The 26193-nt window shown below is 59.3% G+C and carries 28 protein-coding genes and 1 other annotated feature; of the genes, 12 read left to right on the forward strand and 16 right to left on the reverse strand.

What is annotated here, in order from left to right:
• Positions 1-62: 62 nt before the first annotated feature.
• Positions 63-1076: a substrate-binding domain-containing protein gene (locus tag SJY08_RS14485; RefSeq protein WP_377276514.1), complete on the reverse strand. Its 1014-nt coding sequence runs from the start codon at positions 1074-1076 to the stop codon at positions 63-65.
• Positions 1077-1141: 65 nt separating this feature from the next.
• Between SJY08_RS14485 and SJY08_RS14490 the strand changes: the two genes are divergently transcribed.
• The gene (locus tag SJY08_RS14490) at positions 1142-1522 is read left to right on the forward strand and encodes a putative quinol monooxygenase (RefSeq protein WP_377276516.1); all 381 of its coding nucleotides are present in this window, start codon (positions 1142-1144) and stop codon (positions 1520-1522) included.
• Positions 1523-1903: 381 nt separating this feature from the next.
• Here the strand turns inward: SJY08_RS14490 and SJY08_RS14495 are convergent, their stop codons facing one another.
• The 6 genes from SJY08_RS14495 to SJY08_RS14520 all read right to left on the reverse strand — a co-directional run bounded on the left by SJY08_RS14495 (position 1904) and on the right by SJY08_RS14520 (position 8286).
• Positions 1904-2980, reverse strand: coding sequence for an AI-2E family transporter (locus SJY08_RS14495; protein WP_069042168.1), 1077 nt, complete (start codon positions 2978-2980; stop codon positions 1904-1906).
• 86 nt (positions 2981-3066) lie between these two features.
• Positions 3067-3873 carry a transglutaminase family protein gene (locus tag SJY08_RS14500; protein ID WP_054148668.1) on the reverse strand — a complete coding sequence of 269 codons (807 nt, stop codon included), beginning with the start codon at positions 3871-3873 and terminating at the stop codon, positions 3067-3069.
• A gap of 139 nt (positions 3874-4012) precedes the next feature.
• Entirely contained in the window at positions 4013-4963 is a 951-nt protein-coding gene (locus SJY08_RS14505) for a sensor histidine kinase (RefSeq protein WP_377276519.1), read from the reverse strand.
• A gap of 368 nt (positions 4964-5331) precedes the next feature.
• A complete protein-coding gene (locus SJY08_RS14510; protein WP_377276521.1) occupies positions 5332-5538 on the reverse strand; it encodes a hypothetical protein in 207 nt (68 codons plus the stop codon).
• A 374-nt stretch (positions 5539-5912) separates the two neighbouring features.
• Positions 5913-6767, reverse strand: coding sequence for a universal stress protein (locus tag SJY08_RS14515; protein ID WP_377276523.1), 855 nt, complete (start codon positions 6765-6767; stop codon positions 5913-5915).
• A gap of 13 nt (positions 6768-6780) precedes the next feature.
• Positions 6781-8286: a SulP family inorganic anion transporter gene (locus tag SJY08_RS14520; RefSeq protein ID WP_377276525.1), complete on the reverse strand. Its 1506-nt coding sequence runs from the start codon at positions 8284-8286 to the stop codon at positions 6781-6783.
• A 212-nt stretch (positions 8287-8498) separates the two neighbouring features.
• Positions 8499-8550, reverse strand: a sequence feature (sul1 is cis-regulatory element that is thought to sense ions involved in sulfur or methionine metabolism; They are found in Alphaproteobacteria).
• A gap of 433 nt (positions 8551-8983) precedes the next feature.
• Between SJY08_RS14520 and SJY08_RS14525 the strand changes: the two genes are divergently transcribed.
• From SJY08_RS14525 to SJY08_RS14535, 3 genes are all read left to right on the forward strand, one after another.
• Complete coding sequence (locus SJY08_RS14525) at positions 8984-9193, forward strand: cold-shock protein (RefSeq protein ID WP_069042173.1); 210 nt, start codon at positions 8984-8986, stop codon at positions 9191-9193.
• Between the two features lie 138 nt (positions 9194-9331).
• The gene (locus SJY08_RS14530) at positions 9332-9610 is read left to right on the forward strand and encodes a hypothetical protein (protein WP_054150723.1); all 279 of its coding nucleotides are present in this window, start codon (positions 9332-9334) and stop codon (positions 9608-9610) included.
• Between the two features lie 215 nt (positions 9611-9825).
• Positions 9826-10236: a BLUF domain-containing protein gene (locus SJY08_RS14535; protein WP_377276528.1), complete on the forward strand. Its 411-nt coding sequence runs from the start codon at positions 9826-9828 to the stop codon at positions 10234-10236.
• A gap of 160 nt (positions 10237-10396) precedes the next feature.
• Here SJY08_RS14535 and SJY08_RS14540 read toward each other — a convergent pair whose 3' ends face one another.
• The 8 genes from SJY08_RS14540 to SJY08_RS14575 all read right to left on the reverse strand — a co-directional run bounded on the left by SJY08_RS14540 (position 10397) and on the right by SJY08_RS14575 (position 17749).
• Positions 10397-10768, reverse strand: a complete 372-nt coding sequence (locus tag SJY08_RS14540) for a response regulator (protein ID WP_054150725.1) — start codon at positions 10766-10768, stop codon at positions 10397-10399.
• Positions 10769-11113: 345 nt separating this feature from the next.
• Positions 11114-12277 (reverse strand): AGE family epimerase/isomerase, encoded by a 1164-nt coding sequence (locus tag SJY08_RS14545; protein WP_377276530.1) that lies wholly within the window; start codon positions 12275-12277, stop codon positions 11114-11116.
• 39 nt (positions 12278-12316) lie between these two features.
• Positions 12317-13672 (reverse strand): glycoside hydrolase family 130 protein, encoded by a 1356-nt coding sequence (locus SJY08_RS14550; RefSeq protein WP_377276532.1) that lies wholly within the window; start codon positions 13670-13672, stop codon positions 12317-12319.
• Entirely contained in the window at positions 13669-15948 is a 2280-nt protein-coding gene (locus tag SJY08_RS14555) for a glycosyltransferase family 4 protein (protein WP_377276534.1), read from the reverse strand. The genes SJY08_RS14550 and SJY08_RS14555 overlap by 4 nt, the downstream gene beginning before the upstream one ends.
• A gap of 53 nt (positions 15949-16001) precedes the next feature.
• The gene (locus SJY08_RS14560) at positions 16002-16211 is read right to left on the reverse strand and encodes a hypothetical protein (protein ID WP_054150729.1); all 210 of its coding nucleotides are present in this window, start codon (positions 16209-16211) and stop codon (positions 16002-16004) included.
• Between the two features lie 76 nt (positions 16212-16287).
• Positions 16288-16551 carry a hypothetical protein gene (locus SJY08_RS14565; RefSeq protein WP_377276536.1) on the reverse strand — a complete coding sequence of 88 codons (264 nt, stop codon included), beginning with the start codon at positions 16549-16551 and terminating at the stop codon, positions 16288-16290.
• 665 nt (positions 16552-17216) lie between these two features.
• On the reverse strand, positions 17217-17504 hold the full coding sequence (locus SJY08_RS14570) for a DUF1488 family protein (RefSeq protein WP_054150732.1): 288 nt from the start codon (positions 17502-17504) through the stop codon (positions 17217-17219).
• Entirely contained in the window at positions 17501-17749 is a 249-nt protein-coding gene (locus SJY08_RS14575) for a hypothetical protein (RefSeq protein ID WP_054150733.1), read from the reverse strand. The genes SJY08_RS14570 and SJY08_RS14575 overlap by 4 nt, the downstream gene beginning before the upstream one ends.
• A gap of 423 nt (positions 17750-18172) precedes the next feature.
• On the opposite strand from SJY08_RS14575, the gene SJY08_RS14580 reads away from it, so the two are divergent.
• Positions 18173-18679 (forward strand): phosphatidylglycerophosphatase A, encoded by a 507-nt coding sequence (locus tag SJY08_RS14580; RefSeq protein WP_153761480.1) that lies wholly within the window; start codon positions 18173-18175, stop codon positions 18677-18679.
• Between the two features lie 55 nt (positions 18680-18734).
• Here SJY08_RS14580 and SJY08_RS14585 read toward each other — a convergent pair whose 3' ends face one another.
• Positions 18735-19202, reverse strand: a complete 468-nt coding sequence (locus tag SJY08_RS14585) for a hypothetical protein (RefSeq protein WP_377276539.1) — start codon at positions 19200-19202, stop codon at positions 18735-18737.
• Positions 19203-19707: 505 nt separating this feature from the next.
• Between SJY08_RS14585 and mbhE the strand changes: the two genes are divergently transcribed.
• The 7 genes from mbhE to SJY08_RS14620 are packed head-to-tail and all read left to right on the forward strand — an operon-like array spanning position 19708 to position 26178.
• Complete coding sequence (mbhE, locus tag SJY08_RS14590; protein WP_300890311.1) at positions 19708-22026, forward strand: hydrogen gas-evolving membrane-bound hydrogenase subunit E; 2319 nt, start codon at positions 19708-19710, stop codon at positions 22024-22026.
• 6 nt (positions 22027-22032) lie between these two features.
• Positions 22033-22437: an MnhB domain-containing protein gene (locus tag SJY08_RS14595; RefSeq protein ID WP_069042186.1), complete on the forward strand. Its 405-nt coding sequence runs from the start codon at positions 22033-22035 to the stop codon at positions 22435-22437.
• Positions 22434-22820, forward strand: a complete 387-nt coding sequence (locus tag SJY08_RS14600) for an NADH-quinone oxidoreductase subunit K (RefSeq protein WP_054150738.1) — start codon at positions 22434-22436, stop codon at positions 22818-22820. Before SJY08_RS14595 ends, SJY08_RS14600 begins: the two co-directional genes overlap by 4 nt.
• Positions 22813-24318: a Na+/H+ antiporter subunit D gene (locus SJY08_RS14605; RefSeq protein WP_054150739.1), complete on the forward strand. Its 1506-nt coding sequence runs from the start codon at positions 22813-22815 to the stop codon at positions 24316-24318. The genes SJY08_RS14600 and SJY08_RS14605 overlap by 8 nt, the downstream gene beginning before the upstream one ends.
• Positions 24315-24650, forward strand: coding sequence for a Na+/H+ antiporter subunit E (locus SJY08_RS14610; protein ID WP_153761478.1), 336 nt, complete (start codon positions 24315-24317; stop codon positions 24648-24650). Before SJY08_RS14605 ends, SJY08_RS14610 begins: the two co-directional genes overlap by 4 nt.
• Positions 24647-24937, forward strand: coding sequence for a monovalent cation/H+ antiporter complex subunit F (locus SJY08_RS14615; RefSeq protein WP_054150741.1), 291 nt, complete (start codon positions 24647-24649; stop codon positions 24935-24937). The genes SJY08_RS14610 and SJY08_RS14615 overlap by 4 nt, the downstream gene beginning before the upstream one ends.
• Entirely contained in the window at positions 24937-26178 is a 1242-nt protein-coding gene (locus tag SJY08_RS14620) for a monovalent cation/H(+) antiporter subunit G (protein ID WP_300890308.1), read from the forward strand. Before SJY08_RS14615 ends, SJY08_RS14620 begins: the two co-directional genes overlap by 1 nt.
• Positions 26179-26193 lie beyond the last annotated feature (15 nt).

Genomic DNA, 26193 nt, shown 5'->3' on the forward strand with positions numbered 1-26193 from the left:
TTCCATCACTTCGACTTCCCCGGCGCCGCGCGACGCGCCGCCGGGGTCATGCAGGTCGGCGCTCAGCGCCCCTTCATGTATTCGTTGAGGTCGAAGGATGCGGCGTTCGCCTTGGTGATGACCGCAAAACCATTGTCCATCGACGGCACTTGCATCGGGTTGAAGCCCGACACCTTGTAGTCGTTGAACGGGTCGATCAGTTCCGGATGGGCGCCGAGGAAGGTATTCATGAAGCCCATGAAGCCCTGGATGCCCTGGTTCGGGTTGATCGACATGTGGATGTTGCCCTGCTTGATGTGCTCAAGCGTTGTGGGCGTGATGTCGGCGTGCAGGATCAGGACCTGCTTCTTGGCTTCGAGCACGGAGGCAACCGCACCTTCTGCCGAACCGGCTTCGGGGATCCAGAGCGCGCCGAGGTTCGGATTGGCCTGCAGCATGGCGGAGACCGCCTGATAGGCCGCGTTGGAATCCTGGTTGGTCGCCTGGCGACCGACCAGCTTCATGTCCGGATGGGTCCGCTCCATGTAGTCGATGAGTGCGGTCACCCGCAGATCATGGTTGCTCTGGCCCGGGTTTTCGAGAACCGCATATTCGCCCTTACCACCAAGGGCCTTGACGATTTCTTCGGCCGCAAACTTCGCCTCGGCGACATTGTCGGAGGTAATGTAGGCGGTGCGCTTGGACTTCGGCGAGTCTGCCGCAAACGTGGTGACCGAAATGCCGGAGTCGATGGCCCGGTTGATCGGCTCGATGAACGGATCCGACTGCATCGGATGCAGCAGGATGCCCTTCGGCTTCTTCACCACTTCCTGCTCGAAAGACGCGATCTGCTTGGTGATGTCGTATTCCGGCGTGCCGGTAAAGGCAGCCTCGCAGCCCAGCGCCTTGGCCGCCTGCTTGAAGCCTTCGAAGACCGGGACCCAATAGGGATGGCCGGATACCATGACGTTCATGACATAGGTTTCGCCCGGCTCGCAGGCAAACTTTCCTTCGGCGTTGGCTGGCGCGACGGCCCCGGCAATGGCGGCGGCGGCAATCAGGCCGATGGCGGTGGCGGCCTTCAGAGACTTCAGCATTTTTCCCCTCCCAGAGATGGTGATCAACTGCAATAAAAATCGCTTTAAGCAATTTATTGCATGACGTGATCAATATCGCGGCGAAGGGCTTGCGTCAATCACGACTGCATAATATTTTTGTTTCTGCAATTTATTTCACGCAAGGGGATCACATGAACCAACAGCGACGGTCGATTGGCGTGCATCTGCGGATGACCTGTGCACCTCTGGAGGCAGATAGCCTGCTGAGTGCCCTTCAGGATCTGCAGCGCTTGAGCCGCGAAGAACCCGGAAACCGAATGTTCGACATTCTGCAGTGCTGCGAGCATGCCGGTGGTTTTCTGGTCCTCGAAGAATTTGAAAACGAAGCGGCGCTTGCGACCCACAGGGCATCGGACCAATTCCGGCGATTCAAGGAGGCCACGGCATCGCTGACGTTGACGATCGAGCGTTATGCCCCGGTCTGATGCGGCACGTCACCGGGTGACTGCAGCATTAGCCTTCGAAAGCGTGAGAGTTTCAGGTCTTGAAACGACAATAGAATCACGGAAGCGCATGATGGGTCAGACGCGGATATAATTGCCGCTCTCCCGTCATGTTGACGTCAACCCAAAGCCGAGGCGCAAAGATGGCATCCACGGTCGCTCGCGGCAGGAAAACCATAGGAAAATTAAAGGCAATTTTTCCAAGCGTCAGAAATCATGCGAGAATCGAGGATCCCCAGCCAATCCCCCCAAAAGCCCTGATTCCTAAGTTTTTCCGTCATGCCGGATCCCGTTTTGGCGTCATCAGCGACCTGATGCCCAAAACTGATGCCCAAGCCGAAATCGGCACGCGCGACCTTTCGCTTAACCCTCCATGCCGGACCTGACCGAAGCCGATGCCGGTTTCTGTTGTTGTAGCGTGAACAGTGACCATGCCGAAATGAACAGCGCCGCAATGAGTGGCCCGATAACGAAACCGCTCAGGCCAAAGAGCGAGATTCCACCGACGGTCGAAATGAGGACGACATAGTCCGGCAGTCTCGCGCCCTGCCCGACCAAGGGAGGACGCAGAAGGTTGTCGATCAGACCGATAACGAGAGCGCCGACCGCGACCATGACGATCCCCTTGATCCAGGCACCAATGAGGAAAAGCCAGATAGCGGCCGGCAACCAGACGATCGCGGCGCCAATGGCCGGGAGCATCGAGAGAAACGTCATCACAACGCCCCAAAGGAGGGCCGCCTCTATGCCCAGGGCCCAGAAGGTCAATCCGCCGATGACACCTTGGACTATCGCGATGATTACATTGCCACGGACCGTGGCACGGACAACCGCCGCGAATTTGTCGACGAACTGCCGGGTGTAGTCGTCGCTGAGCGGAATCGAGTGGCGCAAGGTCTTTGCAAGGGATGCGCCATCCCGAAACAGGAAGAACAAAAGGTAGAGCATCAGCCCCATGCCTATGAAGAATTGCAGCGTGTTCTGACCAAAGCTCAATACTCCGCCTGCAATTGACTGGCCTGCCTCCATCAGGCCGGACGAGAGCTGTGCCCACAACTCGGCAAAGCCATCAAGCTTCAGCGAAGTCAGCCAGGTGCCCACAAACTCCGGAAGCACCGCCTGCAAACGCAGAAGATGGGCGTTCAGGTCAATTTCATTGCTGCTGATGCGCTGGTAAAGGCTCGTCCCTTCTTGAATGAGGGATGCCAGGATGCCGAGAGCCGGCAGGATGACGAGGCAGATGCAAAGAAGCAGCGTCAGCAATGCCGCCACGGTTGCGCGACCACCCAGCCACCGCTCCAGCCGCTTATGGACCGGGAAGAAAAGGATCGCCAGGATGACGGCCCACAACACCGCTGTGTAATAGGGAATGAGAAGCCACACGAAGGCAATCGTTATGATGAAAAGCAGCACATAGAAGCTTGCTCGCTGAATGGTCATTTGGGCACCTTCCTTTGTCGGCTCGGTCTCGCGCCCATGGCGATGGTTCGAGGTCTTCGTCCATCGCGCCAGGTGCCTGATGGTCGTCAGTCGACTTCTTCCGTGACGACTTCGAAATGCGTCAGCGTTGCTGGCCCGAAGGCTGTCGAGAGCGCGACATCCGTGGCATCACGCCCCCTCGCCATCAGGATGCGCCCGATACGCGGGACATTGTGGCGCGCATCGACGGTCCACCAGCGACCGCCGAGATAGACTTCGCACCAGGCACTGAAATCCATGGGATGCGGATCCTTCGGCACGCCGATATCACCGAGATAACCGGTGCAATAGCGGGCTGGGATGTTGAGGCATCGGCAGAGCGTGATGGTGAGATGCGCGAAATCGCGGCAGACGCCTGTCCGGTCCATGAAACCGCCATGAGCCGTGCGGGTCGGGTCGGCCCTGTCATAATCGAAGACAAGATGCCCATGGACGAAGTCCAAGATGGCCTTCACCCGCGGCCAGCCCAAAGGCGTCTCGGAAAACTGCTTCCAGGCAAAATCGGCCAGACGGTCCGTGTCGCAGTAACGGCTCCCCAGCAGGAAAACCAGGACATCGTCGGGCAAGTCCTGAATTGGAAGCTGAACGGCCTGTTCGGGCAGGGCTTCCAACAGGCCGCTGTCGCTCACATCGAATTGGGCCGAGATCATCGTTCGGCCAGCAGGCGCCACGATCCGGCTGCAGGCATTGCCGTAAGCATCGAGATAATCGCGCTGGGAAATCGGGCGGCTGAAGGAGAGGTTTTGTTCGCTGCACAGATCCCGTTCCCGCGACGGGTGAATTTTGAGGACGAGCAGCATCGGAGTCTCGTTCTGACACGCGTATTCGATGTTAAACCCTGCACGGATCTTCATGCCATCGTCTTCCTGCAATCTCGCCAAGCCAGTCTACTCATGGCAACGGTTGACGCGCGGCGGCGTTCCTCTCCATCCCCGAATCCCGAAATGGAGACGCTTGTCAGCGTCACCCCGCCGCCATCCAGCGGAAAAAGCCTCAGGCTGCGGTACTCGTGTTCGAGTGGAACGTCGCATGGGCAATGGTGACACTCATGCCCTTGTCGCTGGATGCAATCTCGACCCGCGCATCGAGCTGCTTGGCGAGCGCCTCGATGATCAAAGATCCGAGACCAGATCCGGGCTCAATCGGCTTTTCCGTCACGCTGCGACCGAGACCGTAGTCAGCGACGACCAGCCGCCAGTCAGTATCGCGTGTCTTGTAGCTGACGAGCACCCGTTCAGCCCCAGTGGACACCGGGAAGGCATATTTTATGTCGTTGATGACAAGTTCGGTCACGATCAAGCCGATGCTCACGGCGTTGCGTGACGGGAGGGTGCTTTCACTGGCATGCAGATCAATTGAGATCGGCCGGCTATCCAGAATGTTCGACTTTGCCAAACCGTCACAGAGCTTCTGCAGATAGGGCGAAACTTCGATCTCGTCGACGCCATCCGTTAAGTGCAGGTCGTTCTGCACCGATGCGACCGACATAACGCGCTGGCGGGCGTCTTCGAGATGGCGACGGCTTTCCTCGGACGTCACGGCGCAGGCCTTGAGCATCAGAATGCTGGCGATGATCTGCAGACTGTTGGCCACCCTGTGCTGCATTTCCTGAAAGAGAACGTGCTGTTGGACGAGCAATTCTTCCGTGCGCTCCAGCAGTGCCTGCTTCTCAGCTTCCGCCCGCCTTGCCTCAGTGATGTCGCGAAACGCGAGCAGCGTGTTCGGGGCGGATGATCCGCCATAATCGACGGTTCGCGCCGACATCAGGAGCGTGCGGCGTCCGATCTTGGCGACATCCCTGTCGAACTCGAAGGCCTCGAAAAAGGTAGCGTTCGCTGCAACCAGCCGCATATGACTATCGAGCACAAAGAAGGGTTCCGGTATGCTTTCAACGATAGCGAGCGCGAGCCTTTTCGCGCCATTCGGGTCCCCGAATTGCTGCATCGGCTATCCCCTCCATGGCAAGGCTGACTATCGCAATTGACTTCTGGCCCGGCCACCAAGAAATACTACGCCTCGTTGTTCCCTTTGGCCATAACAATCGACATGTGTTGTTTGTCATGGGCTTGACGACCTTCGCACAGAAGTTCAACGCCAATTTCAGCCGTCTTGATGCCGATCAACTCCCGCCTGTGGCCTGATGATACGGTGCATCTCATGATCCTCTCGGAGGATCCCGTGAGCAGGACGTGCGATGCTTGCATACAGGATCTCGGCACGACGGATTGATCACAGGGAGAGCGTGGCGCGTACCTCCGCCGCAGAGGTCAGGTGAACCGGCAAACGCTCGTATAGTCGATCAATCGCCCTGCCTATGTCAGCTTCAGCGCACTGGCAAAGGTTCCGGCTGCATGGGTGGCACCGAGACCAACATCGGTCAGATTGAACGCTGCGCGGAAATAGGAGCCGGAAACAGAGACGAAGTAGGTCTGGCCAAAGCTTGAAAGCGCCATCAACAGCGCACCGAACAGCAGCTGCTGCCCGTTCGCGCTGGCGAAATCGCAATAGCTGCGAACCATTGGCACTTTCCAAAACGATACGCGCCCGAGGCAAGACCTGGACGTTGACGAAACGTGATAAAAGCGGATGAGCGGCGCATGTGTAACGCTGCATTTTCTGACGCGCTACCGGCAATCGAGGTTTGGTGGCGACGGTTGAGATTCTGGGCCATGGCTGCTGTTGCATGGCGTCCATGCGAGATAATCGTCCCACGCTCTGCTGATCCAGCTAGACCGGAGCCCGATACGCGCGGCTTTCGTCAACCAGCCGAACCATCTCAATCAGCTCGTGTTCGAGACGGCACTTGAACGCCTCGACGATATCGAGATCCTCGATCGTTTTCATGGTTTTCTTCCGGGCAAGAGGGCGGGCAGTTTGCCCGCCCGTCCTGATCTCAGCGGAAGATGACGACCGGCACCTTGCAGGAGCGGATCATCTCCGTCGTCGTCGAGCCGATGAAGAGGGAGCGCAGCCGGGAATGGCTGTAGGCCCCCATGGCAAGGAGGTCGAAGCCTTCCTTTTCCACCATCTCCGAGATCACCTTGTCGGGCGCGCCCTGCACGAGTGCGACTTCCGGGGCGTAGCCCGCGGCCTTCAGGATCACAGCAGCATCATCGAGCTTCTTGCGGTTCTCGCTCGCGTCCGAACCCGCCATCACCACTGTGCAGCCGAGACCGTCAAGGATCGGGCTGCGGGACACCTGGTTGACCGTCTTCATCGCCATCGTGCCGCCGTCATGGGCGATCAGCAGCTTGGCGACCGGCTTGAAGGCGCGCGAGGCAATGACGATCGCCTTTTGTGTCGAGCGCACGACACGTTCCAGGTTGGATCCGAGGTGGCCCTTGGCAAAGTCCGCACCCTCCCCACGCTTGCCGATAACGATGATGTCGGCATTAGCCTCGAATTCCAGCACGGTCTCGACCAGATCACCGTTGCGCAGCTTCGTCTCGACATTGGCAACGCCAGCATCGTTGAGCCGGGCCTTTGCCTCGTCGAGCAACAGACGTCCACGTTTGTGGGCAACCTTGGCCTGCTGCGCATCAAGTTCTGCCAGTTCTTCAAGAAGCGCCGTGCGGGCACCCAGCCCGATATTGCCGCTGAGGTTGACTGGCTCGGAGGCGAGATCCCGCCTGCCGATCACGTGGAGGAGTTCGACGGTCACGTCGGTTTTGCCTGCGATCCAGGCAATGTGGTCGCATACGCTCTGGGCATAGGGCGAGCCGTCGATCAATCCGAGTATTCTTGTCATTTTTGATCCTCCCTCAATGGCCCATCAGACGTTCCATGGCGCCGGGCTTGTCATGGATGGCGAGCTTGTCGACGATGGTCTCGCTTGCCTGATTGAGGCCAATGATTTCCACATCCGCGCCTTCACGACGGAACTTGAGCACGATCATGTCGAGGGCCGCGACGCTGGAGATATCCCAGATATGGGCATGGCTGACGTCGATGGTGACCTTGTCGAGGGCTTCCTTGAAGTCGAAGGCCTTATTGAAGTCCTCGACGGAGGCAAAGAACACCTGCCCTTCGACCGTATAGGTGCGATGCATGCCGTCAGCCGACACAGCCGAGGTGACGCGGAAAATCTGCGAGATCTTCCAGGCGAAGAAGACGGCCGAAAGCAGCACACCGATCAACACGCCGATGGCGAGGTTGTGGGTGTAGACGACACCGATGACGGTCGCGATCATCACGATCGACGACGACCGCGGGTGATCCCTCAAATTCTTGATCGAGGACCAGGAGAAGGTGCCGATCGAGACCATGATCATTATGGCGACGAGTGCTGCCATCGGGATCTGGCTCACGAGATCACCCAGCACAAGAAGCAGGAAAAGCAGGAAGACGCCGGCGCAGAAGGTCGATAGACGTCCGCGACCGCCGGACTTCACATTGATGATCGACTGGCCGATCATCGCACAACCTGCCATGCCGCCGATGAAGCCTGTTGCCGTGTTGGCAATGCCCTGGCCGACGCATTCGCGGTTCTTGTCGCTCGGCGTGTCGGTCAGATCATCGACGATCTGAGCCGTCATCAGCGATTCCAGAAGACCCACGGCTGCCACAGCGATGGAATATGGCAGGATGATCATCAGTGTTTCGAGGTTGAACGGGATCTGCGGGATCAGGAAGATCGGCAATGTCGACGGCAGCTCACCCATATCGCCAACGGTGCGGATGTCGAAACCGAACCAGAGCGAGAGCGCCGTGAGTACCACGATGCAAACGAGCGGCGACGGCACAGCCTTGGTGACATAGGGGAAGAGATAGATGATCCCGAGACCGGCGGCGACCATGATATAGGTGAGCATCGGCACGTCGATCAGTTCCGGCAGTTGCGCCATGAAGATCAAAATGGCGAGCGCGTTAACGAAGCCGGTCATGACGGACTTCGAGACGAAGCGCATGACGTAACCGAGTTTCAAAATACCCGCGACGATCTGGATCAGCCCCGCCAGGACGGTCGTCGCCAAGAGATACTGGAGGCCATGGTCGCGCACCAGCGTGACCATGAGGACTGCGGTGGCGGCGGTGGCGGCCGAGATCATGCCAGGACGACCGCCGACAAAGGCGATAAGGACAGCGATCGAGAAGGAGGCATAGAGGCCAATCTTCGGATCAACGCCAGCGATGATCGAAAAGGCGATGGCTTCGGGGATGAGGGCGAGTGCCACCACGAGACCGGCCAGAACATCTGCCCGGATGTTGCCGAACCATTCGGCTTTGAGGGTTCCTATATAATCGCGATTCAAGTGTGTGTTCTCCATGCCGGCGACGCTTGGGAGTCCGTCAGCGCGGCGGGTCAATTGTGAATGGATGCGTGACGTCGCGCGCACAGAATGTGAGCATGATGAGCACGGCGAGCGCCGTGGTGATCGACGTCGGTTCTATGGCGCAATCAGGCCGTCATGGTCATTGGGGATGTCCAATCGGAATACTCGCTGCAGCGATATCGATAGAGATATGGGCAGGAGTCAGCTGGTTGCCGGGGGATAGGCGCCCGGAGAAGCCACCCGCTTTGCGGGTCCGGTTGATGGTGGCAATATTGCGGCAAACAGGCCTAAGGGCAAGTGAAAAATCCCTCGCCCAGGCTGATGTCGCAGCGAACGGGTCGAAGCTAGGGCCTTGGCCTTAGTTTCGCTCGATGGCTACAGGGAAGCTCCATTAGCAGTAGGTCTGCATCCAGCAGCGAGGGATCACGAATTGAATGACCGAAGGGAAGGCGCTTAGCGAAAATGAGTTCCGGAATGGGACCACCTAAAACTGAACTCGGCAATGACAAAACCAAAGGTTGACAACCTTCTGAAACACTCATAAAAGGGGTTATCGATATTTTGCTGCTGAGCTTTGGTTATCGCGCGTTTGGCACCGCGCCCTGAACGAACCCTCCCTTTAAAGCATCGCTATTACCATCCGCTGCGCAATCGCGCGGGGGTCTCTCCTATTGCTACGAAAGGGTTCATCATGACCACTGGCACAGTAAAATGGTTCAATTCCACCAAGGGCTTCGGCTTCATTCAGCCTGACAACGGCGGCCCGGACGCATTCGTTCACATCTCGGCTGTTGAACGGTCCGGCATGCGCGAAATCGTCGAAGGCCAGAAGCTGTCTTACGACATGGAGCGCGACAACAAGTCGGGCAAGATGTCGGCCTGCAACCTTCAGGCCGCCTGATATATCAGGGATCTGCTTTCCTCTGACCACGGATGTACTGGCAGAGTGAGAGCGCGAGACCAATGAAGGTCAGGCAATTGCCTGGCCTTTTTTTATGCCTCACTCGCAGCCGATACCGGACTGCAGACGGGAGCCTTCATGACACAAGCAGCAGCAGCAGAACTTCAGGCGATCAACACTGCCTGGCAGATCGCCATTCAAGAGATCCTGAGGGTCGTCGTACGCGATATGTACATGTCTGGTGACGAGCCCGCATTCAGATCGCATGTCAAGCGGATCGAGGAGACAGCGGTCGACAGCATCTACAGCGGCTTGGTGCTTCGAGGTACCGACGAGTGGACGGAAGTCCTGGTCAAGGAAAAGGCCAGCAATTTCGTGACAACGCTTCTGACCTCGTTCACCTACGACAAGGTTTGATCCAGAAGCTCGACTTGGTCCCGGCGCCCTCTGGTCGGCTCGCTTGTTGATATGCCGAGTTGAGGCTGAATACTATATTTGACGCCTGACCCTGCTATGGTCGAAACGCCCGATGCGACGAGGTATCTGGTAGACGCCGCCTTGCGAAACTGCTCGAATGCCACGGTGCGAGGGTGTGTCGATCAGGGCGTCCCAAAGACAGGAGACAAGAGCGCATGGATGTGTTTCGGGCCATCTACACGTCACAACCCTTTGGCTATGACAGCTCAATTTTAGACGGGATCCTGATGGAGGCCCGGCGCGCGAATGTCCGTGACGGCATTACAGGTGCCCTTATCTGCCGTGCAGACATCTACCTGCAGTGGCTTGAAGGCCCCGAGCTGGAGGTGCGCAAGACCCTTGAGCGCATTGAGCGCGACGACCGCCACCTCGACGTCAAGGTGCATGTTGCTGAACATGTAACAGAGCGAACGTTCGCAGAATGGGCCATGTTGCACGATCCGGCGGCGACATGGATCTGGTCGCAAAGCGAGATTGCAGGCGGTGCCCTCGAGCGAACAACTCCGGAAGAAATAACGGGCTTTTTCCTAAAACTTCGCAGCAGCGGAGCTGCTGACGACAAGTGACACCCCTGCCCGCAAGCTGCTTCGGACGCTTGCCGCGATGAGACAGGAGCGCCATCTTCGAAAACGCCTCAATATCGGGAGGCTCGAGAAGGCAGGCGCCGACCGCACCAAAACAGCGATGAATGCGAGCCCATGAGAAGTCCGCTTCCCAAGCGGATGCCTATAATGGTGCGAGCATTTCTCGGATGGCTGATATGATGCGGGCATGGTCATACGGCTTGCTGAAGAACTTGCCCTCTATCGGAAGAAGATCATCTCGCAACTGCCGGTGTCCTGAAGCAATGATGATCTTGACCGGAGGCCACCTGTCACGCACGGCCTCTGCAAGCTTCAGGCCATCCATACTCCCGGGCATGTCGATGTCCGTGAACATGAGCCTGATTTCTGCATGCGCATTGAGAAGTCCTATCGCTTCGTCGGCATTAGACGCTTCGAGCACGATGAACCCCTCATCCTCAAGCGACATTGCGATGTCCATGCGGACGATCGTTTCGTCCTCAACGACAATAACTGTGGTCCCCTTCTGCGCCATTGCCTATGCTTTCTGTCTGATACGTTGCGCATGTGCCAATTAAGTGCGCTATCAGAGGCAACGCGCGCTCAGGCTATTCGATCCTTTTATGTTCGGCTTATTTTCTCAATGGTTACGACCGCTTGCGTAGACAGACTGTTCCAGATGGCAATCAATTCGCGCTAATGCGTTCGACAGGCCCTCGCCCGCAATCTTCACATTGGCTTCGAATATGAGCAAGGGGTGCCGCTCGCTCCAGTGCAATGATGATTGGCACTTCGGACCAGTCGGGCTGCTCGGCCAGATGCGCCCCAATTTGCGCGAAATCGGCGGGATTCAGCGCCTCGTTTCCCCGTCTCAAAGATGTCAGGCTGTTCCACCGCCGGACCGGGAGCGGGCGTACCTGCCATCCTCGACCAGATCCGCTACGGCAGTCCAGAGATGATAGAGCGAGCTTGCGGGGATTGTCTGGGCAATCGGCATATCATTCGTATCAAGCCGGTCATGCCAGCAACCGGGAGGTGCTCCGTTCATGTAGGCTGCCAGGATAGCAGCAGCCACGTCGTCTGCCTCGACGAGATATCCTTGGAAACCGAAACGCTCATAGAGTGACAAGAACGCCTTCAGCATCTCCACCTGAGGCCAGAGTCTCCGCGACGGAGTAATGGGCCTGATCGCCGAAACGACATCGACGAGGAAGGGTGATCCCTCTATGCGCCCGATCGCCAGAGCGGTCGAGAGGAGATCGAGGCAGATCTTGCCGTGGTCGCTGTCGGCCAGCATGTCATGGCGTGTCGTCAGCCACACCCATTCGCACATGTGACCAGGTTCCAGCCGATCTGATCCATAGCGGGCGGCGAGTTCCCATTGCGGCCCGAAGAACTCGTGAAGCGGCCCTTTCGGTCCGACCAGGAAATGTGAGCCCAGAAGTGCGAAGGCCCGACCTTCGGCGCTCATGTGAGCGGATGTTCGGTTGTTTTCGCATAGGGCCAACGCCGCTTCGAGGTAATGCATATGCGGGTTCTGTCTGCGTGGCAGGCTTCCGTCGCTGTCTTCGGCCCACCCGCCGAAAGGATCCTTCAATGTCTGGTCGATCGCGGTGAGAGCCTGATCGATATGATTACGGTACATGTCCTTGCCTGTCGCGGTCAGCAGCCAGGAGAGGGCAAGCAGGATACAGGAACTGTCATAGAGGTCGCGGATGGGGTCGGTGATGCTATCTGTATGGCGGTTGAACGCGCGAGCGTAACCGCCACGCGGACCGCCAATCCAGGCGACGCGGTGGAGATTGGCAAAGGCCGCCTCAGCCATTTGAAGTGATGCGGGCGGGGCGACGCCGAGATGCGCCGCATGCGCATGCACATAGATCTGCCGCGCTACCGTCCGCGTCCTCACCTCTCCGGATGTCTGGGCTGATCCGTCGAGTTCCAGATGTTCAACAAACTGACCGCAGCGCTCGTCGTAGCCCACTGCGGCCCAGGTCGGCAAAATCTGTTGAAGGAACTGTGATTTGAGAAGCGACAGGCTCACATGGAACTCCTCTCGGCTGCGTTGCGATACCCTTCGTCGTCATGACGTCGCCCCGACGGGACGCATCGTTTCCAGAAGCTCACGGATCTTGATCGTCATGAAGTTGGAGTAGGTGTCCGACACGGCATAAGGCAGGGCGATCAGATCGCCGTGTCGCATTGCACCGCAGGAATAGACTACATTGGGCACATAGCCTTCCCGCTCGGTCGGTTCCGGCTGCAGCAGGGGTTCGACTGTCCGCGAGAGAATGATGCTTGGGTCCTGCTTGTCGAGCAGGGTCACCCCGATCGCGTAGCGTCGCATCGGCCCCACCCCGTGGGTGAACAGGAGCCAGCCCTCATCGATTTCGACTGGCGAGCCGCAATTTCCGATTTGTACGAACTGCCAGGCAAATTCCGGCTTCATCAGCATCTGCCCCTCCTCCCAGTGAAGCAGGTCGTCAGAATAGAGCAGGAAGAGGTTTTCGCTGTCTTGCCGGGCGATCATCGCGTAGCGGCCGTTGATCCGCCGAGGAAAGAGCGCCATGCCTTTGTTGCGGGCTGCAGGGCCGCGCAAAGGGGTCAGGGTAAAGCTCGCGAAGTCTTTCGTCTCAAGAAGTTCCGACCGGATTGAAGAGCCGCTATAGGCCGTATAGGTGGCAAAATAGATGGTCTCGCCCTCGTCCTCGAAGGCCACGAAACGGGCATCCTCAATGCCGTTGGACTGGGCTTCGGTGACCGGAAAGACAACGCGCTCACTGAGGTCGCTGTCACGGTTGAAGCTGAGCCCGATACAGCCGGCAGGCGCGAGCCCGTCATGGGCATGAATAACCGGCAGCCCCGCCAAACGTGTCGGAGGATCGATGGCCAAATCACCATCCGGATCAAGCACACCCGAGCGGAAGGTTAGCGAGGAGATGTGGCCCTCTCCGACAGCCCTGAGGCTGAGGATCACCCGTCTGCTACCCTTGGCGACACCAGACTGATCTGGATGCGCAACGATACTGGGATTGAAGAGGGCGGCGGATTCGAACGAATACTCGTTCATGAAGTAGGCCCCGACCAACTGCCTTTGTTGCTGGCTGAACTGCTGATGATGGTGGAACGCATCTTCCATCGCATCCGCCCGAAGCTCGAACTGCCGCAACAGGTTGCGATGTCGTGTGTCGAAATTGGCGAGGATATCGCGCAACTGGTTGGCCGTGGCGATCGGGTCCAGTGACAGAACACGATCAACGATCTCATTCGCCCTGCTCTTGTCACGGGGATTGAGGTGGCGCGGCTCGGTCGATGGCTTGAATGGGCGCACGATCACGCGTGTCGGGTCAGGCCTGAGATAAAGAGCCTGCCGATTCAGAAGGCTGTCTTGGGGCAATAGGGAACCTGTTCTCTCTGGATATGGGGTAACCCGGCTCATGAGAATTGCCGGAAAACGACCCGGGGAAGCACGGGCGTGTGTGCCTGATGAACTCTGCCGATTTCGATTGAAGAGATCAGATAGCAGAGCACGGATTCAGCGCCTCTGTTCTCATTGGCGCGGTCGGCATGCAGGCCATCTCGGCAACTTCCCGTTTCCGGATCGACAAGGGAGATCCCGTGATCATTGCTGCCCGTGAACCAATTGAAGGTGCTGTTGGCAAGCTCGATCCAGTGCTTGTCGGAGGTGGCGTCATAGGCGGCAAGACATGCCGATATGGTTGCCGTTGCCTCCACCGGCTGCTGGTCGAAGGGCTTCGGCGGCTCGCCGATTTCAAAGAAGCCTTCCGTGCCAATGGCGCGAAAGTGACCTGCCTCTGCAGTCTGCTGGACCATCAACCATTGCAGGGTAGCCAGGCCGGTGTCGACAAAGGCAGACACTTTGGTAGCAAGCCCCGTGACAATCAAAGCCTGGCTCAGTCTCGCGTTTTCGTAAGAGAGGCCCTCCTCGAACCAGCGGCGACCGTTCTTCGACACACGCCGCTCCAGATCCATCAGACTTTCGGCGAGCCGAACGCGCAGCATACGTGCGTGGGGATCGTGGGGATTGGCCGTGCAATAATCGTTCAAGCCGAGGAGCGTGAAAGCCCAGGCTCTGGGAGAGCGAAAGTCGAGCGTAACCGACATGGCTTTCGCAAAGAGCGCACTTGCCCAGCGGCGGCGAGGCGCATCGGTATCCGACAGCGCACAGGAACCCAGGGCCCAGAGCGTCCTCCCGTGGCTATCTTCGGATCCCTCGTCTTCGAGCCATCGGCGATCATAGCTCATGAAGTTGCGGAAACGGCCCGTATCCGGATTCCACGCATGTTCGACAAAGGCTGCGAATGACGCCGTCATCCGATCGGTAATTCCAATCTCAGCAGCTTTCGACAGCAGAGAAGATAAAAGCAGCGCCCGCGCATTGTCGTCCACGCAGTAACCGTGGGACCTGTCTGGCACAGAAAAGACGGCATGTTGAACAATGCCAGTATCGTCACACATGGCGTGGAGATGACCGAGCTTCAACGCCGTTCGCTGCGCCGGCCGCGTTATCCGCAGCGAGACGAGGTCGCTGACGAGTTTCGGTCGAAAGGATTCGCGCGCCTTTGCCATGCTCTCCAGATAGAGCACGGCCACATGGGACCAGATCATTGAACGTCCCGCATCGTATGCGAGGTGGCGCATGGCCATACGACGCTCATCGTCTCCCAGCAGATCGCCAATCGCCTTGCCGATCGCCGATGCGTCGCCAAATGGAACGAGAACGCCGCGTGCATCCGTCAGAAGTTCCAGGGCGTGCCAGTAGGGGGTCGATACGACCGCGCTGCCCATGCCGAAGCTATAGGCAAGCGTTCCGGACGTCATCTGCGCTTCGTCGAGATAAGGCGTCACATAGACGTCGCACATGGCGATAAAGTCGAGCAGTGTCGGCAGGTCCACAAACTGATTGAGGAATTCCACGGCGTGGTCGACGCCAAGCTTTTCCGCACGGTGCCGCAGGCTGTCCCGATAGGTGTCGCCCTGCTTGCGCAGCAATGTCGGATGGGTGGCTCCAAGCACGATGTAGAGCGCCCGAGGATTCTGCTCCAGGATCGCGGGCATGGCATCAATCACCACCTCGATCCCCTTGTTCGGAGAGAGCAGGCCAAATGTCAGGATGATCGGTCGTCCCGCGTAGCCCCGTTCGACTTTGGCCAATTCCGGATCATGAAAGGGGCGATCCGGTATGCCATGCGCGATGACGTCGATCTTCTCTGGCGCAACCCCATAAACCTGCGTGAGCAAGAGACGTCCGCGCTCCGCCATAACGACAATGCGATTGGAGTGCGCGGCGACCTTTTTCAGGACGTGGTGTTGTGAAGGTGTCGGATCCGCGAGGATCGTATGGCAGGTCGTGACGACCGGTACCCGCAAATGCGACAGGAGTGTCAGGATGAATTCGCCGTCAGGTCCGCCGAAGATGCCGAATTCGTGCTGCAGGGACACAGCGTCGAACCGTCCTTCGTTCAGGATCCTCGCCGCGGTCACATAGTCTTCAGGTTCGGACTCCCGGATCTCGAAGATCACGTCGGGCGGGTAGGCGTAACTCTGGTCCTCGTCCGTGATGGCAATGATGCTGGCACTCACATCGGCGGCGCTTTCGGTCATGGCGTGCGACAGATCACCCGTGAAGGTGGCAATGCCACACTGACGCGGGGGAGAGTTGCCGATAAAGGCAATACGCGTTGGCTTGTTCATGGACGTTCACCTTCCGACACAATGGCAAGCTGGTTGCCGCACAGGTTAAGACATCAAAGTCGTTCGGGTTCCACCGCTTCGAGTTCGCGTTCGAGAGCGACACGCCCCTGATGGAGTTCAGCATTCCACAGTCGGTACTGCGGGCTGTTCTGATAGGCGGGCATGGGAGCCGCGACCGTGTAGGTGACTGCGGCAGCAGGCGACAGGCCCTTGGTCGTGACGAGGCGGACCATCTGGCCGATGGTAAAGCGATGAGAAGGCATGCTGTTTCTCCTTTTCAGAGGGTTAGCGCGACGTGGGCGGGACTGCGGGCCTTTCGGGTCGACGATCGGCTCCCGATCAAAGTCCCGGCACCGCAAGAAGCTTGTCCTTTTCCAGGGCGGCATCGAGTTCCGACGGATCTATGTCAACCAAGCTCTTCTTGTTGCCTGAGGCCACTTCGATCATGGTGGAGACGCGCCGGTAGGCGAGCCAGGAGATCCCGGTGATCTGCTCCTCGTCGTCCAAGATATCGTAGTCACCCGCCGGGTACACGCCCTGGAGACCCGTCAGCGTGAAGGGTGCCTTGAATTGTACGGTTCTCTTTTTCGTTCGCGTGAACATGTGAGACTCCTTTTGTGGTGACGGCGAGACATTGCAGCGGATGGAATCCGAGCGTCTCGCGTCATCCGTGTTCATGAGCCCTGCTTGGGCGGAACAGCGGGCCTTGCTGTGAATGCGTGGATGCTGCAATCCGGCCGTTTCCCAGCCCCCGACCTGATCTCAAAGACATTCGGTCGGCAGGTCGCCGTTGCAATCCGCTTCTTGCGAATGTCAGCGAGTATGATGACCTTGTCGGAGCTCTCCATCAGGTGCTTGGCTTTCCGGCTGTGCCAGACAGATCGCCACCACACGGACTTCCGCCCTCATCTTCCCAGCGCCACAGAGCAGCGGCGTCACTGACAACCACATCCTCCCAGATTGCGGTTTGCATATCGGCCATCAGCATTCCGTTGCGAAGGCGATTGATGATCAGCACCTCCGTTTCGTAGTTGCTGCCTGACTGAGCGTGCGGATCCGTACTCGAGTAGTTGGAGCGATGGAGCAGTGCGCGCAGCAGCGCCTGGTCAGCCAGTCTTCGCTCGTTCTCTGGCTGGTTTCTAATCAACATTGCAGCACGGCGAGATCTGCCCGACACCGTCGTTGTGCCGGCAAATTGCAGTGGACCGCTGAAGATCGACCATGATCTGCTCCTATTGTGGGTTCACAAAGCGCTCTGATTGACGTCTTCACACAGCCGTCTGAAGGGACGATCCGAATGCACTGAGATCGAGTTCGATCGTGTGTCGTCGCCGAGACTGATAGGCTTGCCTCGCTGCCGTCAGGATCCGATCCCGCAGGCGGTCGAATGCCAGGAGATAGTCGCGTTCCATCCGGCGGCTGGTCGCCCCCTCACGGTCAAACACTGCGACAGGCAATAGAAACAGAACCTGGTTCAGACCATCATGACCGATGAAACGGATCAGACCACGCGTCTCGTCATAGGCACGGGTCGGGTTGGGGAAGGCAAGGGTCACAGGCTCGATCCCTGAACGTTATGCTTTTGCCTTGTGAGTACTGTCTTATCTGCCCAGAGGTTGACGGCGGGGGTCAAGTCGCCGGATCTGCGGACGCCCTTCTGGTAAAGGGTGATCGCGTGGCGCGCCGCGCCGCGGTCCAGTTCGCACAGTGGTTCCTCATGGCGGAAGCCTGCATGCCGTAATGCGTTTCTGATGGTGCTAATGTCGAAGCTGCCGATAGGCTGATGCAAGGCGGAAGACATGATGTCCTCCTTAATTGGGGCCAGGGTGAGTGCCGCCCAGAAAGTGGCAGTGCCCGTTCAATGGCTGCCACTCATCTATATATGGACCCTATATCTGAAATTGCAAGGCAAGCCCAGAAACATCCAATGAGCGTATCTTGCGAGCTGGGCCATCGTGGATCGGGTGCGGTGGGGCACTCGGGGCTATGTAGAATAACACCTGCGTAATTCCTTCCGACAAACAGCTCGAGAGTTGGCGCCGGCCATATCCGAAGTCACAAGGGGCGGACATGGATGGACAGGCCAGGCTCACTGCCGAGCCGATGAAGAAAAACTTCGTGTGACCGTCTCGAATTTCAGCCTCAGGCTCCATAAGTGGGTTCATATGCCGCTCGCGCCCCGCGGGCGAAAAGCGCCAATCGCGACAACCGCTTCCAGGAGCCCATGGCCGAATTTTACGTTCTCGAACCACCAGGCGTCGGTCTGGTTCCGATGTGGCAGTGGCTTATGGCCACCTGGTTCGGAACAGGATTGGTCGTTCCGCTGCGTGCGGGGCTTGCGGTCTTCGCGCTCCTGCCCCTGCTGGTCGTGTCCATCAAGATGCCCCGGCTCGCGGTACCGATGGTTGCCTTGCTCATCTTCGCCCTCGGAGTCTATGTCTCGTCGTCGATCGATTTGGCGACCGGTGTGAAGGATGACCGCCGGATCGTCATCGATGAAGTGGCGGCCTTCCTGATCGGTGCCTCGCTGATCCGTCAGGCGGGCTGGCGGATGCTGGTGCCGTTTGCGGCTCTCTTCCTGTTCTTCGACAGATTGAAACCCTGGCCGATGGCCTATGTCGAGCAGGTCCCATCCGGCTGGGGCGTCATGCTGGATGACCTGGTCCCGGCGGTCGCGGTCGGCCTTGTCCTGGCGGTTGCCCAGCATTTCTGGAACCGCCAATCGCGTTGAAACCGACCACCGACCGACTTGCTGGCACAGGGCCGACGCGCGTGCGCATCACCCCTCACGGCGCCAGATAGATCGTCACGCGCTTTTCGGAACTCAAGCGACTGTCTCCGTCGGCAAGGTCCGCACCGATGACATCACTCGCGGCGACACCCTCGCTTCGCATCGCCGTGTAGAACAATGCGCTGCTCTCTACGGCGGCCTGCAGGCGCGAGACGTCGGATTGCCTTTTTTCGAGCTCCGGTGCCACGACGTCCATGCTGTCCTGCTTCAGCGCCACGAACCGGAACTGCGTGGCGCCGAAGACCATTTTGACCTCCTCAGCCGTGTCTCTGGCGCGCTGGATGGCACGCAACGCGTTTTCGGCCACGCGCTCACTGTCCGTTTCGCTGACCTCAATCTCGTAGCCGAAGAGTTCGGCAGGGTCATCGTTCCCAGGGTATGGTGCGGATTGTCCCAATGCCGGCGAGGCCGCGGCCCCGCAGGTGAGCATCGCCATCATCGCGAGCGTGCGTTTTAGTGTCATCTGTCACTCCTTTGGATTCGTCGCCCCTTTCGTCTTGATGCGCGGAGGCGTGCGTTCGGCCCCTGGCATACTGTCTCCTGAAGCTGGCAGCGTCAGGCCTCAGAAAATCAGCATCAGGAGCAGAACGACGACCGCCAATCCGATGAGAAATATGACCCCGATGGTGCTACCTATAAACTTGAGCATGTGTCTTCTCCTTAGCGATGTTCGTGAGTGAACGCGGTCGGGGCTTTTGCCCCGAATTCCACTTTAGGAAATCGTCTTGGTAGGCCGATGGTTCCCCTCCGTTCGAATACGCGGCCGTGCAGACTTTGACGAAATGCGTCCTCGGGGTCGTGAAGCTTCAAGAGTATTCGCGCGTTCGGAATTCCGAATTCCGATAGCTCGCATTCGGAATTCCGAACACACTTCGAGAAAGCTGACATCTAAAGCCCTGATTTTCAGGTGTTTTCAGACTGGCACGCCTCTTGCTGTCCGATAATGGACAACAAGAGGAACTCGCACCGTGAACTTTGAGTGGACCATACTGATCGCACTGGCCGGGGCCATCATTGCCAAACCGGCCTCGTCGCTGCTCGGGCGATACACCGGCTGGGTGGTAAGCCTCATACCTCTGTTCATCTTCGCCTCGCTTCTCACGCATCTCGCTCCAGTGGCGAACGGAGAGGCGTTGATCGCGCAGCTGGCCTGGGTGCCCTCGCTCGGCGTCGAACTCGCGTTCCGCCTGGACGGTTTTGCACTGCTGTTCGGCCTGCTGATCAGCGGCATCGGAACGCTGGTGGTGATCTATGCGGGGGCCTATTTCGCCGAAAAGCCGAGCGCCGAGATCGGTCGTTTCCTCAGCCTCATCATGCTGTTCATGACCGCCATGCTGGGAACCGTCCTGTCGGACAATCTCATTGTCATGTTCGTCTTCTGGGAACTGACAAGCCTCGCCTCCTTCCTGCTGATCGGCTTCGACGGTCACAAGGAAGCGGCACGCAAGTCGGCGCTGCAGTCACTGATCGTCACCGGCGGCGGCGGTCTCGCGCTGTTTGCCGGCATCCTTCTCATCGGCATGACGCTCGGCACCTTCTCGTTCACGGAAATCCTCGCACGCTCGAACGAACTGGTCGCAAGCAGCTGGGCTATCCCGATCGCAGTCCTGATCATGATCGGCGCCTTCACCAAGAGCGCGCAGTTCCCGTTCCACTTCTGGCTGCCCAATGCCATGGCCGCGCCGACACCCGCCTCCGCCTACCTGCATTCGGCAACCATGGTGAAGCTCGGCGTCTTCCTGCTCGCCCGCTTCGACGGTGTGTTTGCCGGCATGCCGGGCTTCGGACATACGCTGGTGGTCTTCGGCTCCTTGACCATGGTCGTTGCGGCCTTGCAAGCACTTCGCGCCGAAGGCTTCAAGGCGGTCCTCGCCCAGTCCACCGTCGCCTCGCTTGGCATTCTGGTGATGCTGATCGGCCTGACAGGCGAAGTCGCAGCTGTCGCCACGGTCGGCTTTATCCTCAGCCATGCGCTCTACAAGGCGGCCCTGTTCTTCTGCGCGGGCACCGCCATCCATGCGACCGGCGAAACCCGATTGGACAAGCTTGCCGGCCTCGCGCGCTTCCTGCCGGTCACCGCCGTTGCTGCCGTCCTTGCCAGCCTGTCGATGGCGGGACTGCCCCCCTTTGTCGGCTTCATCTCGAAGGAATATCTGTTCGAAGCGCAGCTTGCCAATGACTGGAACATCCTGCCGATCGCGGCTGCGGTTCTCGTCAATGCCGTCATGGTCGGTGTGGCCGGCGTCGTATCGATCCGTCCGTTCTACTTCAAGTCCGAGGCTGAACGTGAGATCCATCATGGCGAGACATCAGGCCTGCTGGCAGGCCCCTTACTACTCGCAGCCGGCGGCATTCTGATCGGCCTTATCCCCGCGCCGGCTGGACAGTGGCTCATTGGTCCGGCTGCCTCGGCACTCCTCGGTCAGCCGGTCGACGTTTCGTTCAAGCTCTGGCACGGCCTGACGCCCATGCTGGTCCTGTCAATGCTCGTCGTCGCCATCGGCGCTGTCATCGTCATCCAGTGGACCCGGATCCACAACGCGCTCCGTCGTTACGACACGCTGTATGCCTTCCTCGGCGATCGCTTCTACCACAAGGCCCTGAACGGCGTACTGGCGACGGCACGCCTGTCGACGAGAGTGCTCCAGAACGGCGACCAGCATCGCTACACCACACTTGTCGTCCTGGCGGTCACCCTGGGTCTGGCCATCGCCTTCCTGGCGGCCCCGTCGGCCGACTTCCTCGCCTCTGAGGGCAGCATCCGCATCTCGGTTGCACTTGTCCTGATGCTGACCGTCGTCGGTGCCTTGGCGACGATCATCGTCCGCTCGCTGATTGCCGGGCTCGTCTCTGTCGGCATCGTCGGCTTCGGTTCGGCTGTGATCTTCATGTTGAACGGCGCTCCGGACCTCGCTCTGACACAGATGGCCGTTGAAACGCTGATCGTGATCCTGATGACGGCCGTACTCATCAAACTGCCGTCGCGACGCCGGCACTCGCGCACGCTTTCCGAGCGCCGGCGCGACGGCGTGATCGCTTCAGGCTTTGCCGTGATGATGTTCATCGCGCTCGCCTCCATCGGCGTCACGCCCATTGACCTGCGCCTTTCCGACTACTTCGGCGAAACGAGCTACCTCGAAGCCTATGGCCGCAATGTCGTGAACGTCATTCTCGTCGATTACCGCGCCATCGATACGCTTGGCGAGATCGTCGTCGTCGCGATTGCCACCATTGCCGCCTGGGGACTGCTGCGCGGCTCCCTCAAACCCGCCCGCAACAAGGAGTGACCGACCATGTCCGTCATCTTTTCCACCATGTCCCGCCTGTTCTTCGTGCTTCTGCTGGGCGCGGCTGTCTTCATGCTGTTTCGCGGCCATAACGAGCCAGGCGGCGGCTTCATCGGCGGGCTGTTCGCAGCTCTCGCCTTTGCCCTGCTTGCTCTCTCCGACAGCGTGGCGAAGGCCCGCAAGGCGCTGATCGTCCACCCGGTCGTGCTGATCGGCATGGGTCTCGTGCTGGCCTTCGCCAGCGGCATACCCGGCCTGATCTCCGATGGATCGTTCCTGACCCATTGGTGGTTCAAGCTCGGCTCCACGCATCTCGGCACCGCAACCGCCTTCGATATCGGCGTCTTCATGGTCGTTATCGGCGGCGTGCTTTCCCTGGTTTTCCGTTTTTATGAAGGAGTAGAACAGTGAGCCTGATCTACGCGTTTGCCGTTGCCGCCCAGATGGGTGCCGGCATCTACCTCCTCCTGTCGCGCCATGTGATGCGCATCCTGTTCGGGGTCGTGCTGCTGTCCACCGCAGCGAACCTTCTGATCTTCATTGCAGGCGGCCTGCAGTTCACAGCGCCCCCCGTCATCGAACCGGGATCACAGACGCTGGGCGAAGGGGCTGCAAATCCCCTGCCCCAGGCGCTCATCCTGACCGCGATCGTCATTGGCTTTGCACTCGTCTCGTTCGCCGCAGCCCTCGTGCTCAAGGCCTACTACACGCTCGGCTCGGTCTTTACCGACGAGCATAACGATGCCGAAGCTCTTGGCTCGCCTTTCGAAAAGGAGGCCATCCGCAATGGCTGACACGCTTCTCCTGTGGCCCGTCGTCCTACCGCTCATCGGGGCGGCGCTGGCTGCCGCCTTTCACTCGCGGCCGGAGGTGCAGCGCATCATCGCGCTCACCGTGATGATCCTGACATTCGGCGCTTCCCTCGTCCTCGCCAATGCAGTGATTGCAGGCGGCATCCTGACCAAGACCTTCGGAAGCTGGATGCCACCCTTCGGCGTCGTGTTCGTTGCGGACCGCTTCAGCGTCGCGATGGTGGTGATCTCGAGCCTTCTGGCGCTCTGCGCCCTGATCTTCTCCGTCGCTGACCTTCGCCAGCGCCAGGTTCGTTCCGGCTTCTACCCCCTGTTTCTGGGTTTGATGATCGGGGTCAACGGTGCCTTTCTGACTGGCGACATTTTCAATCTGTATGTCTGGTTCGAAGTGATGCTGATCGCAACACTCGGCCTGATCACGCTGGACCGGACCCGCGCCCAGATCGACGGGGCGATCAAATATGCCGTTCTCAACCTCCTTTCGACCATCCTCTTCCTGATGGCGATCGGGTTGCTCTACGGCGCGACCGGCACCTTGAACATGGCAGACCTGGCCATGGTCCTGCCGCAGACGGAATCGTCGGCTGCGCTTACCCTGTCGGCGATGATGTTCCTGCTCGCCTTCGGCATCAAAGCCGGCTTCTTCCCTATGTTCTTCTGGCTTCCCGCCTCCTACCACACGGCATCGATCATCGTGTCGGCGGTGTTCGCAGGACTCCTCACCAAGGTCGGCGTCTATGCACTCTTCCGCGTCTTCACGCTGCTGTTCGAAGTCGACAACGGGACCCTGAAGCCACTGATCGGCGTGTTTGCCGCAGGCACAATGCTGTTCGGCGTTTTCGGGGCGGCCGTGCAGTGGGATGTGCGCCGTATCCTGTCGTTCCACATCATCAGCCAGATCGGCTACATCATGCTGGGCCTTGCGATCGCGACGCCGCTCGCCATGGCCGGCGCGGTCTTCTACATCATCCACCACATCGTCGTGAAGGCGAACCTGTTCTTCATCGCAGGCGCCATCCACCGGGCGACAGGGTCATTTGATCTGCGCAAGTCCGGCGGATTGATGAAGTCCTCGCCGTGGCTGGCCGTGCTCTTCGCCATACCTGCCCTGTCTCTGGCCGGCATTCCGCCGCTTTCCGGCTTCTGGGCAAAGCTGATGGTGGTCGACGCGTCCTTCCAGGGGGATGAGGCATGGCTGGCAGGCATCGCGCTCTTCGTCAGCCTCCTGACGATCTTCTCGATGAGCAAGATCTGGATCGAGGCTTTCTGGAAAGAGCCCGTGCGCAAGACCCGGGTGCGCCATGTGCCGGCTGCCATGATGGCGCCCATCGTGGTGCTTGGAGCCATCACGTTGGCCATCGGCATCAATCCGGAACCTCTGGTCGCATTCTCAAACCTCGCCGCCGACAGCATCGGCAACCGTACCGAGCTGATTGGCGCCATCATCGACCAAAGCACCACAGCAGGAGTGACGCCATGACCCTCGTCAAGCGTATCGGCAGGTCCATGACACTTGGACTGGTCTTCATCAACGAACTCGTCCGTTCGTCGATTGCCGTCGCCCGTCAGGTGCTTGGCGACAGCTCGCAGCTCAAGCCGGCGATCCTCGCCGTGCCGCTTGATCTGCGCAGCAGAGCGGGCGTTACGGCGCTTGCGAACTGCGTGAGCCTGACCCCCGGCACGACCTCGCTGCATGTCAGCGAGGATCTGAGCACCCTCTATGTTCACGTTCTGGATGCGCCACAGCCCGATGCGGTGGTGGACAGCATCAAGAACACGTTCGAGACACGCATAAAGGAGATCGAAGGATGATTGCGCTTCTGGATGGGTTTCTATCAACATTTGCCGCCATCATGATCGCCGTCCTGATGGTACCGCTGCTTCTTGCGGCCGTCCGCATGGTGACGGGCCCCGGCTATGCCGACCGCTTCATCGCGCTGGACATGCTGACCGGCATTGCCGTCGCGATCGCCGCCTTGACGATGATCGTCACCGGCCGGCGCGAATTCCTCGACGTCGCCTTCGGGATCGCGTTGATCGGGTTCCTTGCGACGTGTTCGCTGTCTGCTCTTCTCGAGAAGAAAAAGGAGGATGCGTGATGCTCGCAATCCTGTCCATTCTGTTCAAGCTTGTCGGTGTCGTGTTCCTCTGCATCGCCGCCTACGGCGTCATCAAACTTGCCGATCCGTTCCAGCGCATGCACGCCGCCACCAAAGCCGGCACCTTGGGTGCAGGCCTGGTGATCATCGGCAGCGTCATTGCCCATGGAGCGCTGGACGCGACGGTAATGGGTATCCTGACCGTGGTCTTCCTGCTGCTTACCGTTCCGGTCGCTGGCCATCTCCTGGGTCGCGCCGCCTATGTCTCGGGTGCGCAGCTGACGCTCTCGGGCAATGACGCACTTGACGGTGTGCTGACGCGGGCCGACCAGTCGCTCGGCAAGCGAAGCGGCTGGGATCCCGTCACTCCGATAACACTAACGGTCGACGAGCGAGCCAGATCGCCCGTACCGAAACCGGCGCCACGAAACGACATGCCGGTGTTGCCGGCACTCGAGGCGGTCCGGTTCGCCGTCATCGACGGACAGGTTGCTCACGTTGCGGAACGTGCTTGTGCCATTGCCAAGCAAACAGGGGCGAGCCTCTCGGCATTCACCATCATCGATACGCATGCGATCCATGCCGCAGCCGATCAGGCGCGCGTGCGGCGGTTGATCCGCGAGCGGGCGAGCGACGCCATCAGCGATCTCAAATCCGTGACGGCGGCGACGGACGTGGCTTCGATCCTGCACTATGATGAAGGCGATCCCGAAGCCATTCTCCGCTGCGAGACACAGCCGGGCCAGACCGTCCTTGTCCTGCCGTGCCAGGGCTGGTTCCATCACCAGGTCGAGGCCCGGATGGACCGCACCACCTGGGATCCGGATGGCCTTTTGCGTCTGCCGAGCTGCCATAGCGGCCCGGTGCTATTCGTAGGCAAGACGCCTTTGCCTGACACGGCACGGACGCTGGTGGTTCGTGATTGTGGCGAAGATCATCTGGCCCCGCTCGTCGAATGGTCCCTTCTCAACAATCTCTGGGAGGTGACGCAGATCGTGCATGTTGCGGACAAGCAGTTGAAGGATACCGGATTTGCCGAGATCGCTGACCGTTTCGGTTGCGGCTACACGCGCCATGCCGCACCGGACAGTGTCTGCGCCATACCGGCCGGGATCGTCGGTGTACGTGCAGTAGTGCTTGGCCGTACACCACGGCCACTGCGGACGAACTGGTTTGGCGCGCCCTGGCTCGACCGCATCGCACCCGACATGGCAGGTGACGTCCTGATCATGGAACGGTGAGGGCTCGGGCTGGAA

The sequence above is a fragment of the Rhizobium sp. R86522 genome (genome assembly GCF_042466255.1).
Classification (GTDB): domain Bacteria; phylum Pseudomonadota; class Alphaproteobacteria; order Rhizobiales; family Rhizobiaceae; genus Allorhizobium.